Annotated in this window: 12 protein-coding genes and 1 riboswitch; of the genes, 1 reads left to right on the top strand and 11 read right to left on the bottom strand. The window is 38.7% G+C overall.

Features of this window, described 5'->3' with window-relative positions:
* The first annotated feature begins 1 nt into the window (after window position 1).
* Window positions 2-883, top strand: a complete 882-nt coding sequence (era, locus tag QOX35_RS05600; RefSeq protein WP_283686113.1) for a GTPase Era — start codon at window positions 2-4, stop codon at window positions 881-883.
* A gap of 4 nt (window positions 884-887) precedes the next feature.
* Here era and QOX35_RS05595 read toward each other — a convergent pair whose 3' ends face one another.
* The 11 genes from QOX35_RS05595 to leuD form a co-directional block, all read right to left on the bottom strand.
* A complete protein-coding gene (locus QOX35_RS05595; RefSeq protein WP_283686112.1) occupies window positions 888-2,111 on the bottom strand; it encodes a 3-phosphoshikimate 1-carboxyvinyltransferase in 1,224 nt (407 codons plus the stop codon).
* A gap of 141 nt (window positions 2,112-2,252) precedes the next feature.
* Entirely contained in the window at window positions 2,253-4,883 is a 2,631-nt protein-coding gene (gene ppc / locus QOX35_RS05590) for a phosphoenolpyruvate carboxylase (RefSeq protein ID WP_283686111.1), read from the bottom strand.
* A 154-nt stretch (window positions 4,884-5,037) separates the two neighbouring features.
* A complete protein-coding gene (locus QOX35_RS05585) occupies window positions 5,038-6,771 on the bottom strand; it encodes a phosphoenolpyruvate carboxykinase (ATP) (protein WP_252638893.1) in 1,734 nt (577 codons plus the stop codon).
* A 255-nt stretch (window positions 6,772-7,026) separates the two neighbouring features.
* Window positions 7,027-7,242, bottom strand: coding sequence for a cysteine-rich CWC family protein (locus QOX35_RS05580; protein WP_135105086.1), 216 nt, complete (start codon window positions 7,240-7,242; stop codon window positions 7,027-7,029).
* Between the two features lie 188 nt (window positions 7,243-7,430).
* Window positions 7,431-7,634, bottom strand: a riboswitch (cobalamin riboswitch).
* A gap of 115 nt (window positions 7,635-7,749) precedes the next feature.
* Entirely contained in the window at window positions 7,750-8,169 is a 420-nt protein-coding gene (locus QOX35_RS05575; protein ID WP_283686110.1) for an RNA-binding S4 domain-containing protein, read from the bottom strand.
* A gap of 108 nt (window positions 8,170-8,277) precedes the next feature.
* Window positions 8,278-8,841, bottom strand: coding sequence for an aminoacyl-tRNA hydrolase (pth, locus tag QOX35_RS05570; RefSeq protein ID WP_135105084.1), 564 nt, complete (start codon window positions 8,839-8,841; stop codon window positions 8,278-8,280).
* Window positions 8,842-8,857: 16 nt separating this feature from the next.
* Window positions 8,858-9,436, bottom strand: coding sequence for a 50S ribosomal protein L25/general stress protein Ctc (locus QOX35_RS05565; protein WP_135105083.1), 579 nt, complete (start codon window positions 9,434-9,436; stop codon window positions 8,858-8,860).
* A gap of 270 nt (window positions 9,437-9,706) precedes the next feature.
* Window positions 9,707-10,777 carry a 3-isopropylmalate dehydrogenase gene (gene leuB, locus QOX35_RS05560; protein WP_135105082.1) on the bottom strand — a complete coding sequence of 357 codons (1,071 nt, stop codon included), beginning with the start codon at window positions 10,775-10,777 and terminating at the stop codon, window positions 9,707-9,709.
* Between the two features lie 257 nt (window positions 10,778-11,034).
* On the bottom strand, window positions 11,035-12,546 hold the full coding sequence (locus tag QOX35_RS05555) for a hydroxymethylglutaryl-CoA lyase-like TIM-barrel protein (protein WP_283686109.1): 1,512 nt from the start codon (window positions 12,544-12,546) through the stop codon (window positions 11,035-11,037).
* 21 nt (window positions 12,547-12,567) lie between these two features.
* Window positions 12,568-15,048 (bottom strand): glycoside hydrolase family 127 protein, encoded by a 2,481-nt coding sequence (locus tag QOX35_RS05550; RefSeq protein ID WP_283686108.1) that lies wholly within the window; start codon window positions 15,046-15,048, stop codon window positions 12,568-12,570.
* A 100-nt stretch (window positions 15,049-15,148) separates the two neighbouring features.
* On the bottom strand, window positions 15,149-15,739 hold the full coding sequence (leuD, locus tag QOX35_RS05545; protein WP_135105079.1) for a 3-isopropylmalate dehydratase small subunit: 591 nt from the start codon (window positions 15,737-15,739) through the stop codon (window positions 15,149-15,151).
* Window positions 15,740-15,755: the final 16 nt, after the last annotated feature.

The raw sequence follows: 15,755 nt of genomic DNA, 5'->3' as shown, positions 1-15,755 counted from the left end.
AATGCATAAATCAGGATTTGTAAATATAGTAGGCAACCCCAATGTAGGTAAATCGACGTTGATGAACCTGTTGGTAGGTGAAAAAGTATCAATTATTACTTCTAAAGCTCAGACCACTCGTCATCGTATTTTAGGAATAGTGAATACCGATGAATATCAGATTGTTTATTCTGATACTCCGGGTGTTTTGCGTCCCAATTACAAGTTGCAGGAGTCGATGCTTAACTTCTCGGAATCTGCATTAAGTGATGCTGATGTCTTACTATATATGACTGATGTTGTCGAAAAAATAGACAAAAACGAAGAGTTTCTAAAGAAAGTACAAGGCGTAGAAGCTCCTGTTTTGCTTTTGATTAATAAAATAGATCAAACAAATCAGAAAGAATTGGAAGCCTTGGTCTTGCGGTGGAAAGAACTACTTCCGAATGCGGAAATATATCCGATTTCGGCATTGAACAAGTTTAACGCAGATGTGGTCAAGAAACGGATTATAGACCTTATCCCCGAATCACCACCCTATTTTGAGAAAGATGCATTAACCGATCGCCCTGCCCGATTCTTTGTAACAGAGATTATTCGTGAGAAAATTCTTCTTTATTACCAAAAGGAAATTCCATATTCGGTAGAAGTCGTTGTTGAAGAGTTTAAAGAAGAAAAAGATATAATAAATATAAGAGCTCTTATCATTGTAGAGCGTGACACACAAAAAGGAATTGTTATCGGACATCAAGGTGCAGCCTTGAAGAAACTCGGTACAATGGCACGGAAAGATATTGAGCGATTTTTTGATAAAAAAGTATTCTTGCAAATATTCGTTAAGGTAGAAAAAGATTGGCGAAGCAGGGATAACATACTTCGCCAATTCGGATATCGTTTAGATTGATATATTATTTTTCCTCTATCGTAAATCCTACAGTTTTCAGGTCATTCCAATAATTTGGATATGACTTAGTAACTACATTCGGGTGTGCCATATTGATATGATCGATCTTTATTGCAGCCGGAGCAAAAGCCATCGCCATGCGATGATCTTCGTATGTACGGATAACAGCTTCTGTTTCTGGCTCGCATCTCTCACCATTCCATTCGAGAATACTGTTTTGACTGTCATAAATAAGATATCCCAGCTTTTTCATTTCAGCTTTTAATGCTTCTATGCGGTCTGTTTCTTTTATCTTTAGGCTTTGTAATCCTGTAAACATAAAAGGAATATTCATCATACAACAAGTTACAACAAAGGTTTGTGCCAAATCGGGCTCATTCACAAAATTATGGAACATCTTCTTTGTTATTCTGTCCGACTTAGTTAATATAACACCGTTTTCAGTGAATTCGGTATTAACACCTAAGTCCAAAAACAACTCGGATACTTTAGAGTCTCCTTGCATACTTTCTTTGAACAATCCTTTCAGTTCTATATGAGCACTATCTGTTAACGCAGCCATCTCGTACCAATATGAAGCAGCAGACCAATCAGACTCTACTACATAATGAGTGGGCCTGTATTCTTGTGGATGGATACGGATTATTTTATCTTCCCAGTGTGCTTTTACGCCAAACTGAGACATCATTCCCAATGTCATTTTTATATACGGGATGGATATAATATCTCCTTCTAAATGGATTGTCAACCCTTTACTCATTGTAGGGGCAATCATCAGAAGTGCCGATATAAACTGAGAACTGACATCTCCCGACAAATATATGTCACCACCATCCAGTGCCGTACCCTTTATCTTTAGGGGAGGATATCCAATATTGGCAATATATGATATGCGGGCTCCCAATGAGGTCAGGGCTTCTACAAGAATATTAATAGGGCGTTCCTGCATACGCTCTGTACCTGTTATTATCCATTCTCCGGGTGTTATAGCTAACAGTGCAGTAAGAAAACGCATCGATGTGCCGGCAGCCTTTACATCAATCAGGCTGCTGCCTGAACGGAAGGCTTCTATCATAACTTGCGTATCATCACAGTCGGAAAGATTTTCCAGGGTTGAGGCATTTAAGCTAAGACCGTTCAGAATAAGAGCTCTGTTGCTTATGCTTTTAGATGCAGGCAGTGCTATTGTTGAATTTATGGCCTTTGGAGCCACTATTTTATATTGCATGATATAATTATTTATCTATACGAAATTAAAGTAAAAACCCATAAAGATCAAATTTTTAAACATGGATTAAGCATTTTCTACGAATAAAAATATTTTGATTTTTATGAGCTTTTACAATCTATATATTTTATCACAATGTTATCATCCTGTGTTTCGCATTCCGGCGGCAATACCCGATATTGTGATCATCAGTGCCAGTTCCAGTTCGGGAGAATGCTCACTATCTTGTCTCGAACGATGAAGCAATTCTACCTGCAACAGATTCAACGGATTGGTATATATATTTCGCATTGCAATATTCTCTGCTATATCGGGTAGGCTCTCCATCAAGTATTCATCCTGAGATATTCTCAATGTAGATTTTATTGCGCCCTCTAACTGTGCTCTAAGCCTTTTCCCTAAATCTTGCAACCTGTCTTCCACTAACCGTTCGTCATAATATGCCGATATACGAGGGTCTGCTTTGGCAAATACCATTTCCAACATATTAATTCTGGTTCCGAAGAAAGGCCAATCTTTGTACATGGTTTTTAATATCTCGACATTCCCTTCATCTATAACTTGCTGAAGGGCCTCTCCCGCTCCAAGCCATGCCGGAAGCATTAACCTGTTTTGTGTCCATCCAAATATCCAAGGAATGGCACGCAAACTTTCAACGCCACCATTGGGACGACGTTTTGCAGGTCGCGAACCTAATGGCAAACGAGCAAGCTCGGCCTCAGGGGTTGCCTGATAAAAATACGGTATAAAGTCAGGATTCCTGTGTACAGTATCTTGATATATAGTACAAGAAATATCCGACATCTTGTTCATAAGATCTCTCCACTCCTGTTTTGGTGCAGGTGGCGGAAGTAAGTTAGCTTCTAAGATTGCATCAGTATATAAAGCCAGCGTTTTTATAGCCAGATCGGGTATACCTAATTTGAAGCGGATCATTTCGCCCTGTTCTGTTACACGCAAACCACCCTTTAATGAGCCCGGAGGCTGAGAGAAAAGAGCGACTTTGGCAGGTCCGCCACCACGTCCGACAGTACCTCCACGTCCATGGAATAAGGTCAAGCATACTCCCGCTTCTTGACAGCTCTTGATCAATGCTTCTTGTGCACTGTATTGTGCCCATCCGGCAGCAATAGAGCCTGCGTCTTTGGCTGAGTCAGAGTAACCGATCATTATCATTTGTTTGCTCTTGATAACGCCTCTGTACCAACTAATATTAAACAATTGCTGCATAATACCATTGGCATTATTGAGGTCATTCAGTGTTTCAAACAATGGTGTTACGGGTAATATATAAGGACACTCAGCTTCTTTCAACAACAAATAAACCGCCAATATATCGGACGGAGTACGTGTCATCGATATAATGTAGGTAGGTATTACCCCTTCAGGAGTTTCTGCTATAACTTTGCATGTTTGCAGCACTTCTTTCGTTTGAGGACTTGGCTCCCAATTTTTTGGAAGCAAAGGACGTTTTGAATTTAGCTCTCTGATGAGAAAAGCTTGCTTCTCATCTTCCGACCACGTTTCATAATCTCCCAATCCTAAATAACGGGTAATTTCTGAAATAGTTTCGGTATGAATTGTACTTTCCTGACGAACATCTATTTGTACAAGAGTAAGCCCAAAACATTTAACCCTGCGCATAGTATCCAATAGCTTATCATCGGCTATAATATCCATCTTGCAAGCCACTAACGACTTATAAGATTCATGCAAAGGTTCCCATAATTGCTCATTATAGTAGAGAATATCCTCTGTTAGTTCAGGATTTTTACCTGCTATACGGGCATCAAGATAAGCTATAGTATTACGAAGCTGTGTACGCAGCTTTTTCATTAGCTCACGATACGGCTCTTGTACTTCATAGTTTCCTATGTAATTTCTGAATTCGAGCGTACAGGTTGCCATTGACAGTTCCTTCACCAGTATTTCTATATCTGATAAGAAAAGAGTTGCAGCACGGCGGCGGCTATCAAGTAGTACATCATGTGTAACTTTGGCTGTCACATTCGGATTCCCGTCACGGTCACCCCCCATCCATGATGAGAAATGTATAGGACGGGCATCGATCGGAATACGATATGCGAGTGTATTTCTTATTTGCTCGTCTAGTTCACGAATGTAAGCTGGTACAGCAGCCCAAAGGCTATTCTCTACTACATCGTATCCCCATTTTGCTTCTTCGTTGGGGGTCGGACGATTCTGACGAATTTCATCAGTATACCAATATTGAGCGATCAGTTGTTTGAGCCTGCGCAATATTTGTACTTTCTGATGTTCGATCAAATCATCATGATCCAGTAGCTTGAGGCATTGATCTACTTGATTCAGATTATTGATCAACGAGCGTCTATTTATTTCTGTAGGGTGAGCTGTTAAAACCAAATCGATAGATATATCTTCTATTGCTTTGATTATATCGCTATCGCTATAGTTAGCGGCTTTAAGCTTTTCATATACTGCAGAAAAATTAACCGGGTTCTCAGCCCCTTGTGCGTGGGGAGAGATACTATTATATTGTTCTGCCGTATTTGTAAGGTTAAGAAACTGGTTGAAAGAACGTGCTACAGGCAAGAACTCCTCATCCCTAAGATTTTGCAATGTCTTAACCAACGATTTATGTGCTTCAATATCACCCGAGTGTGATGCTTTAGATAGCCTGCGGATTGTTTCTATGAGGTCGACCATATCTTGTCCTTTCGCCTCATTGATCGTTTTTCCGAGCAAGTGGCCAAGCATCTTGATATTGTCGTGCATCAAGGATTGTTGCATATTGTTCATAGGTTTATTCTAATTATTAGTTGTATTTTTCTCCGTTATAATATTTAACGCCATACATTATCAAAAGTTTAAGTAAGCGTTGAGTAGTCAGGCAAATTTTATCGAAGAAAGAGACGAGCTAATACTTAACTCATCTCCACTCCACTTAATCATTATTTATCATTGTAAACAACTCTTCTGCTGCCAATTGAGGTCCATCCTTCGTATGTCCGTCAATAGCAAGTGAGGTGTATATCTCTCCTATTTTTACACCATTGTTATTCATATCATTAAAGAATTCTTTGATCAGCTTGCCTGCAAGCTCCTTTTCTTGTACAGGGCCAAAAGGATTGGCAAAATAAGATGTTACCAAACCATTTTCGGTCGTAGTACCTTTTGCTTTGCGGGCTCCGGCTTCGAATATTTTAATCGCTTCGTCGAGATTATCAAAAAACTCAATCTTCTGAGCAGATTCAGTATAGTTATTCGCATACAAGATATAATCTACTTTATATCCTTTAGAGATAACATCGTAAGTTGCAGCAGGAATTGTAATGCGAGCATTTATTTTGTCAGGATTAGAATAGATACCTCTCTCTAACTGTTGGAAGGCATACATAGGATCAAGGTCATCGATACGGACAAATGCTCCGATTTCGGTTCCATACCCCTTAATCGTACCATCTTCTTCTTTTTTGAGGTAACCCATATCATCAAATACGATACGCATATGACGTATATATTTCTCATTAAGCGTACGGAAAGCTTCCAAACTTTCAGATTTTCCGGCACCACTATCTCCTATAATAACGATATTGGCTTCTGTACCATTCTTGAGTAATATGTTTACCATAGCTCCGTGTAGCGGCAATCGCCCTTGCTCCATTTGCTTCACGTTATGAAGTGTAAGAAGCATTTTTTTCATATAGCCAAAATAGTCGATATCGTCGCAATGATTAGCGTAACCGATAAGAATATCATTTTTCTTATCCTTATAGTAGAAAGTACGTTTCTCTTCTATTCCATCAGGATATCCGAACACGTATATTATATCGGGTTTTTTACCGATATATTCACCGGCTTTAGCTAGTTCAAAAAGATTGGACAAGGCAAATCCGTGAACCATATAGTCCTTGTGGAAATAAACAAAGGTCAGCATATTCCCTACTTTAGCAGGAAATAAGAACCAGTCATCTTCATTCAGAATAATATTTTCTACCGGATTTGTTGTATGTTCTTGAAAAATGCCGTCGCGTGTATTTCTTTTTGTATACGAAATAAACGGAGGTTTAAACATAACAGAAGTAATGAATGGAATAGAAGTCAACCCATTGTATTCTATTGGGCAGTTCCAAGTAATGTCACTAAGAGTTAACCCTGCATTTGCACCTGCGGTAAGCTGGCGATACACAAGATGCTGATACCCCATTACGGTTTCTTGAATGCGGCGGTAGATAGAAAGTACCAATTCATTGAACAACTCGTTGGCATGCAAAAAACGTACACTTTGCAACCCGCTGCTGATGGAATTGTTATGCACTATAGTATAACGTTCCATTCTGCGCCAGAAGCCATAGAGAAGCTCTATAAGCTCTATAAATAAATCTTTATCGTTGAAGAAGATAGCATACTTGTTATGTACATTTTGCACCTCATCGGGATTACATACTGTAAGTAGCTTGAATGCTTCTATTAGTGTTTTTTGAAATTCTTCGTCAGTCTTGAATTCTTTGATATAATAATCGTAAATAATGACATCATTCTTTTTCAATCTTTGTATAAAAGCTTCAATAACCCGATGAAAACCGTAACTATTTAATATTTTTTGCCTCGTGTCGCAAAACTTAAGAGTGAAATTGATAATCGCCTTTCCTTCGCCTAAAGTAAACTCTTGTAACATGTTTAATTTTATTTATTATAGTTATTATTTCTATCCGGTTCGATATCGATTTGCAATCTCCTATCTCCATTTGTGACAGGAGATTGCAAACTTCAATACTTGATTTGAAAACATTCAAACTGCGTTGTTTTCCAACATCAAATTTAAGGAAACTTACCTATACAATTAAACGAATTAAAGACTAAATTTATAATAAATTGTAAATTAAAAATAAGTTTTTGCTATTACCTTGTATTGGTGTTGCTTATAAATACTTTATTTTTTGTCTTTTATGAATTTAGGATTAACATCAAAGGCAAAAAAGTAAGTATTTGTTTCGCTTAAACACTTAGGACAAAGGCAGTCACTATAGTTATCTTTTATATAATCGCGCACCCCTGAAACTAAAGAAACTCTACGGCAGCTACACAATTCTACGCGATCTTCTCTACAGCTGAAAGCGGCCGAACATCTTTGACATATCTTTTTCATTGTTGTAAGTTTTTATTGTTATTGAATATATAATAAGATCAGGAGAAGGTTTATTTAAAATATACAACCTCATTTGCAGATACCGAAATATGACATTGCAAGAGATCATAGTATAAATACTTCAACCAAAATCAATTTTCTATAATCAGAGAAAAATCTCTTGAGCTTTCTATCTTTTTTCGCGAAAGATGAAATTTATTTTTTTGGCAGGTCTTCTGACTTACTTCCGTTTTATACGACCTTCCCGTTTATGAAAAACAGTGGCTTTGAGGATTTGTATAAACGTTTAGCGAAGCTTACAGCAGCGCGACTGTTCAGGATTTACACCTGATTCCCTTTTCATTATATATCCAAGACTTCGAATATATAACACCAATTATGGTAACAAAGATATAGAATTATAAATAAGAACAAATATAAATAAGAAAGTTTTTGATGGTATAATGAATTACTATTTCATAAGAGTGTGTTCTGCAAGGAATAAGTTTCGAACAATAATTTCTGCTTTTAATCTTCCAAATCCCAATCATCAAAGAAGGAGTAATCCTCTGTAAACTGATCTAACTCCCGACGGTCTTTTTTTGTTGGCCGCCCCGTTCCTCTAGCTCTATCGACAAAGCCACTCACCTTAGACATTTCCAATATTTCAAGTTGAGATGGTGAAGTCACATCTTTCATAAATTCGGGCACAAGCTTCGCTCCCATTCTGTTTTCGGAAAGGTTGAGGACTTCAAAGGAATAAGTAACCGGAGGACGTCGCACTTCTATCACATCACCTACCTTAATTGATCGAGAGGGTTTTATAGTAACTCCTTTGATCGAGATACGTCCTTTTTTACATGCTTCTATTGCTATAGAACGAGTTTTGAAAAGACGAACAGCCCACAGCCATTTGTCTATACGTACTTCGTTTTTAGGTTCTTTCATAATAAAATCAGAATTTTGCCAATATGTCCGCAAACAAGACCGGCTTCACATCATTTATCAAAGTTATATATTAGATACAAAAGATATTCGTTTCTAACTTCTTTGGTTTTATTTATTATTGTATTGGTTCATGGTATTGTTGATACCTGCCAGACAAAAGCTTTTGATTATTTCGCCACAGGTCTCCAGTTTCACAGGAAGCTCTTTTTCCTCTTCGTCACTGAAATTATCGAGCACATAGCCAACTTGACCACCCCGAGAAAATTCGTTACCTATACCAAACCGTAAGCGGGCATAATCTTGTGTTCCTAGTACAGATTGTATATTACCCAGTCCGTTATGTCCGGCACTACTGCCTTTTCCTTTGAGGCGTAAAGAACCAAAAGGCAAAGCAAGATCATCTACAACTACCAAAAGATTCTCAATCGGTATCTTTTCTTGGTTTAGCCAATAACGAACAGCATTTCCGCTAAGATTCATAAAAGTAGATGGCTTTAGCAGAATAAGAGTACGTCCTTTGACCTTTAGTTCAGACACAAAGCCATAACGCCTGTCAGCAAAAACAATATTGGACGCTTTAGCTAAAGCGTCCAATACTCTGAATCCTATATTGTGGCGGGTATATTCGTATTCTCTACCAATATTACCGAGGCCGGCAATCAAGTATTTCATTCAATATATCCTATTATTAGCCGTTTTTAGCAGCAAGACCTCTTGCAGCACGAGTCAATTGAACGCGACAAACAACGGCATTTTTAGCATTTAACAGTTCAAGTCCTTCGAAGTGTAGTTCACCTACCTGGATAGATTTTCCAAGAGCAAGGCTTGTTACGTCAACGTGTACTTTCTCAGGGATCTTATCGTAAAGAGCTTTTACTTTAATCTTACGCAAGTCAAGCGAAAGTTTACCCCCTGCTTTTACACCTTCTGCAAGTCCGTCCAAAATAACAGGAACGTCCATTACAATTGGTTTGCCTTCAAATACATGAAGGAAGTCAAGGTGCAAGATAGCATCTGTTACCGGGTGTACCTGTACATCTTTCAATATAGCTTTATAGCTGTCTTTTCCTATTGTTAGGTTTACAAGGAAAATCTCAGGAGTATAAACAAGTTTGCGAACATCGCTGTTTGTAACAGTAAAAGCAATTGCTTCAGTTTGATCTCCACCATAAATTACAGCAGGGATTTTGTCTTCTTTGCGAAATGCTTTTGTCGCTTTTTTGCCAAGATCTGTTCTGGCTTCTCCTTTTAATTCAAACGTTTTCATCTTTTAATTTTAAATTGTGTTACTCAAATTAAGGATTGCTTCCTTATTCCCATCACACGTACGGGCTTATAAAAGCGGTGCAAAGATAAATATTTTACATCTTTTTTCCTAATGTTTATGAAAGTAATATTTTGTAGAAGACTACAATATGCAAATATTAAATGGAAAGAGCCCATTGAAAGTAACCTATCAGGCATATCACTATTGAGATAAAGACGAAAAGAGGCTGTACGCAACGAACAGCCTCTTCACAATATCATAGAAAAAAATTTATCCCTTCAAATAATTTACAATCCAGTCGCCTACTTGCGATGTAGAATAAGCTTTTCCTTCTTTCGATGCAATATCCTCAGTTACTACTCCTGCATCCATAGATGCATTAACAGCATCACGAATCAGTTTACCTTCTTCTTTCAGTTCGAATGCATATTCGAACATCATTGCTGCCGAAAGAATAGTGGCTAATGGATTTGCGATATTTTTGCCTGCTGCCTGAGGATACGAACCATGTATCGGTTCAAACACAGATGTGTGAATACCAATAGATGCCGATGGCAACATACCTAACGATCCGGTAATCACAGAAGCCTCATCGGTAAGTATATCTCCAAACAAGTTTTCTGTAACAAGTACATCAAAACGCTTAGGCCATTGAATAATCTGCATAGCAGCATTGTCTACAAACATATATTCGGTTTCCACATCAGGATATTGTTTTTCAATTTCCTGAGCAACCTGCCTCCATAGACGAGAAGTAGCCAATACATTCGCTTTATCCACCACCGTCACTTTTTTGCGACGCATCTGAGCATATTTATATGAAAGATGAAGTATACGCTCTACTTCTTCACGAGTGTATACGCAAGTATCATAAGCAGTATCTCCGTCTTCGCTACGTCCTTGTGGGCGACCAAAATACATACCTCCCGTTAATTCACGCACACACATAAAATCAGCACCGTCTACCAAATCGGAACGAAGGGGCGATTTATGTACTAGTGTAGGAAACGTACTTACAGGACGAAGGTTAGCATACAATCCCAACTTTTTTCGCATAGCCAAAAGTCCTTGTTCGGGACGTACTTTTGCTGAAGGGTTGTTGTCATATTTAGGATCTCCGATTGCACCAAACAGCACAGCATCAGAAGCCATACACAATTCGTGCGTTCCATCAGGATATGGATTACCGACCTGATCGATTGCCGAAGCTCCAACAATACCATATTCATAAGAAAGTTCGTGACCAAATTTTTCACAAACTACTTCTGTCACTCTCAATGCCTGTTCTATAATTTCAGGCCCTATTCCGTCTCCAGGGAGCACTGCAATGTTTAATTTCATCAATCTATATTTTAAAATTGTAATTATTTTTGAATCTGTTTATTCTTATATTTTCCTAAAAAAGTACCTGCGTAATTTCAAATCTATTAAAGATACGATAAAAGCAATAAAGAAAAGAGGCATATGAAACAGATATATTATCTTGTAACAAGCATCTGGTATTGAAACAATATGCCCCATAGCAATACACATTATCCCGATACCTTTTGCTATATCAACCCATTCAACGGCTCTTCTTTCATTTGCAGAAAAGTCACTTACAGATCTTCGATCATATTCAGCATCTTTTCGGTAGCCTTTACCGCTGCTTCTGTCTGGTCGGCATCAAGACCTCTTGTCTTGAAAGTCTTACCATTAAATTCCCACGTAATTACCGTTTGCACCAAAGCATCGGTACGCCCGCCGGGTGGTATATAAACAGCATAGTTCACTAACGTAGGGGTAGGCTTACCCAAACGTGAGTATATCTTATACAAAGCTTTCGAAAAAGCATGATACTGTCCGTCCCCCGGTGCAGTCCATTCGTGTTCCTGCCCTTCAATTTCTACTTTTACCGTAGCTGTAGGACGCAAGCCCTTTGTCAATAAAAATGCAAACGACAATATCTTGATTTTTCTTTCCTTCTCGTTGTTTTTCAACACATCCGAAATGATATATGGCAGATCGTCTTGCGTAATAATTTCTTTTTTATCACCTAATTCTATCACTCGGTTTGTCACTTTAGTCATATCATCCTCGTCGAGTTCAATACCCAAAGCCTCAATATTCTTTCGGATATTAGACTTACCAGACAATTTACCTAATGCATATTCACGAACACGACCAAAACGTTCCGGAAACAAATCGTTATAGTACAAGTTATTCTTGTTATCACCATCAGCATGTATTCCGGCACACTGTGTGAAAACATTGTCTCCGACAATTGGCTGATTAGCGGAGATTACCTGTCCCGAGTAAGACTCTACTACACGGCTGACCCTATTTATATTTTCTTCTTTTATTGAAGTTTTTAATTTCAATTGGTCGTGAAAAACTGCAATCACACTGGCCAGGGAAGCATTTCCTGCTCGTTCGCCGAGTCCATTCATCGTCAGATGCACGCCTCTCACTCCCACTTCTGCTGCCACCATTGTATTCGCCACAGCAAGATCATAGTCGTTATGAGCATGAAAGTCAAAATGAAGGTCTCTATAACGGTTTATCATCCGGCGACAACAGCGCCATACGCTATGTGGGTTCAATACCCCTAAGGTATCGGGAAGCATAAATCGCTTTATCGGCAAATCCTTCATTCCATCCATCATATAATAGACGTAATCTTCAGATTTCACGATTCCGTTAGACCAATCTTCGAGATATACATTGACTGTGATACCCAACTTTTGAGCCAATTCCACCTCAGCCTTAATATCATCAAGATGCTGTTCGGGTGTTTTGCGCAGCTGTTCGGTCACATGCTTATACGAACCTTTTGTCAACAGGTTTATAGTTTTACATCCTGTGTCTTTTATCCAATTGAGCGAAGCCCCTTTATCAATAAATCCTAATATCTCAATATTATCTATATATCCTGCGGATTTAGCCCAATTAGCGATTTTTTTTACAGTTTCAAACTCACCATTCGAAACACGAGCCGATGCTACCTCGATACGATTTACGCCGAGATCGACCAGCAACAAGTGAGCTATACTCATCTTCTCCTGAGCCGAAAACGAAACACTCGATGTTTGTTCGCCGTCTCTCAGGGTTGTGTCCATTATTTCTATCATGGTAATCTTTAATTTTCTTAATTACTTAATATCAAACCGCACTTGCAAGACACCAACCGCACTGTCGGCTTTTGGCGTTATATTCAATCTGATACTTTCTACAACAAAAGAATCTCCATCAGAATGCACAAGATTAAATTGATCTTTGAGCAAACTATATGAATCGGTACTGTATAATGGGAATGGCTTCCAAGAACCACTATCATCTTTATACTCCAGGTTCCAAACATCCGGCAAACGAACTCCGCCGTTGTCTTCATACCAATAAACCGAAAAGGCTTTTATATCAGTAGGCTTCTCGAAAGTGAAATCGATGCTTTGCTTTTCCCCCTTTTTGTTCCAAGAAGTCCATCTATTTATTTCTGTATCCTTAGAACTCTTCGGATGCTTTCCGTTAACAATAGAGAATACATTTTCGCCTTCGTTTGTATAAGTCGCTTTTATATCTTTTATCGCTACAGGAAGAATCGCAACGCTTTCACGCACTTTCTTTTGATTCTCAGCAAACCAAATATTCATTGTCGAAACTCCTCGATTGTTCCATGCATAATATGGAATAAGATTCAGTGAAGTCTGATGAATATTGCCTTTTACATCTATATAGTCTGCCGAAACATTTTTTATTAGGTCTATCCCCTTCAATATTCCTGTATCATCTCTCTGTACCTTAGCATCTGTTGAAACTTTAGTCAGATAATACCTGTTCACATCTTCAGTATTATCAATACCCTCTGCACAATATACTAACGGACCTCTGGAGATAGCTACCCTGTCATTGTCTGCTTTCACTTCCTTTATAGCATGTGAATAACGAACAGGCATAGGTAGTTTAAGCTCTACTTTATCTCCTTTCTTCCATTTTCTGGAGATAGAAACAAAACCTTTGTCAAGAGAAACTTCACCTTTTTTAAAAGATAAATTTCCGACCTTCTTATCGTTTATATATAGTTCCCACGCTTTCGAATTATTATCAACATAGCTATACAATTTACCAGGGACAAACTGAGAACCGACCCACGTAGGAATTCGCATTTTTATTGAAAATGTCTGATCATTCTTTTCGGGATTTACAGTTAATAGGATACTTTCATCGAACGGATAATTCGTTTTTTGCTCTAGTGCTACTTTTCCGGATGTAAGAGCAAAATCTACTTTACTTCCGGTGTAGAAAGAACAATAAATTTCATTATCGGTATGCGCATACATCAAACCCGAAATTTGAGGAATAAGCCTCGCCAAATTTGTAGGGCAACAAGCAGTTCCAAACCAATATGAACGATCGACCGTACCATCAGAGGCAAGAGGATTAACATAGAAAAACTTGTTTCCTTCAAGATTTACTCCCGCTAGAACATTGTTCAAGAGTGACACTTCGGCAACATCCATGTATTTCCCATCCTTTTCGAGAAGGAACATACGATGGTTAAAGAATACATTGCCTACAGCGGCGCACGTTTCATTATATGCTTCCTTATTTGGCAATTCATATTCAGGGCCAAAGCCTTCAATGCCATGTATAGCCCCCAGCCCACCTGTGATATGCATCCGTGTGTCCACAATATTGCCCCAGATCTTATCCAAAGCAGGCGGGAGAGTTGTATCTCCCGTCAATGTACCTACATCAGACATACCCGAATAAAGATAAACCGCACGCACGGCATGTCCTACTGCTTTATCCTGCTTACGTACAGGCGCATGCTGCTGTGCATATTCGGGCGACATGGTTCCTTTTCCGTCGGGCACATAAGTTACACCTCGTATGTCGATAAACTTTTTCGCCATATTGAGATATAGCGGATCTCCGGTCACACGATAAAGCTTCACCAATGCGATTTCTATTTCTTCATGCCCGGGAGCTTGGTTAACAGGCTTACCTCCATTGTAATTCGAATCCCCTTCAAAGAAGACCTTATTTATATGTTTAGCACTCTTAGTCGCAATATCCAGCAGGTTCTTTTTGCCGGTAGCCTGATAGTATGCAGCCGCAGCCTCGTATAGATGCCCCATGTTGTACAACTCATGGCTGTGCACTACCCACGAATAAGGCTTATCGCCCATTCCTGCGCCACCCCACAATGGTGCGGCCTTATAAGACCCCGTAATATGAGGAGGGTATAAATAGCCGTCGGGTTGTTGAGCCTGAGCTATAATATCTGCGATATCATCTATCTGCTTTTCTAATTTTGGATCACGCTCCATCTTTAAGAGATAGGCCGCACCCTCGATAACCTTAAACAAGTCGGAAGTGCTGAATCTGCTATCAGATGGTAAAGGTCCTTCGATCCCTTTCAGATAATTCGCTGTGCGTCGAAGATCTTCTACGGCAATTTCTGTCCGTTCGAATGCCACAGGAACCAATACTTCTTTTTGGATCCTCATCCTATTGTTCCAGAAATTATCGGTAAGAGTCACTTGCTCAAACGATACAGGAGTTAAGATATTCTGAGAATAAATATTCACAGAAGCCATAATAAAAATGAATATATAAATACCTTTTTTCATTTGGGGATATATCTCTTCTTATTCAGAACCATTTAGCATTTCAACAATGATGACAGACATAATCTAATCGCAGATAGCTGCTTACTACATTATTATAAAATTATAAAGGACGTTCCGTTTCGTACTTTTCTGTCAATTCTTTTTTAGATAACAGATAGTCGATATCATCAAGTCCCTTCAATAAACATTCTTTCTTGTAAGGGTTGATTTCAAAACTTTCTGTTTTCCCCGTAACATTGTTTGTTATGGTTTGTTCTTCCAGATTGATTGTCAATGTGGCTTTTGGATCAGCATTTACACAAGCAAATATTTCGGAAAGAAACTCAGGTGTAACCACAACGGGAAGTACTCCATTGTTTAGTGAATTGTTTCTAAAAATATCCGCAAAGAAGCTTGAAACAACAGCTTTGAATCCATATCCGGCAACAGCCCACGCTGCATGCTCGCGACTGGAACCGCTACCGAAATTCTTTCCGGCAACAAGTATCTCTCCGCTATATGTAGGATTGTTGAGCACAAAATCGGCTTTGGGACTTCCGTCTTTATTGTAACGCCAATCGGCAAAAAGATTATCACCAAAACCTTCTTTATCTGTCGCCTTCAAAAAGCGAGCCGGTATAATTTGGTCTGTATCCACATTCTCAATAGGAAGTGGAACGTATGTTGATGTAAGTGTTTGAAATTTTTCCATTGTTATTTATATGTAT

Source organism: Dysgonomonas sp. Marseille-Q5470, assembly GCF_951230145.1.
Taxonomy (GTDB): domain Bacteria; phylum Bacteroidota; class Bacteroidia; order Bacteroidales; family Dysgonomonadaceae; genus Dysgonomonas.
This window is presented reverse-complemented; position numbering and strand designations above follow the sequence as displayed.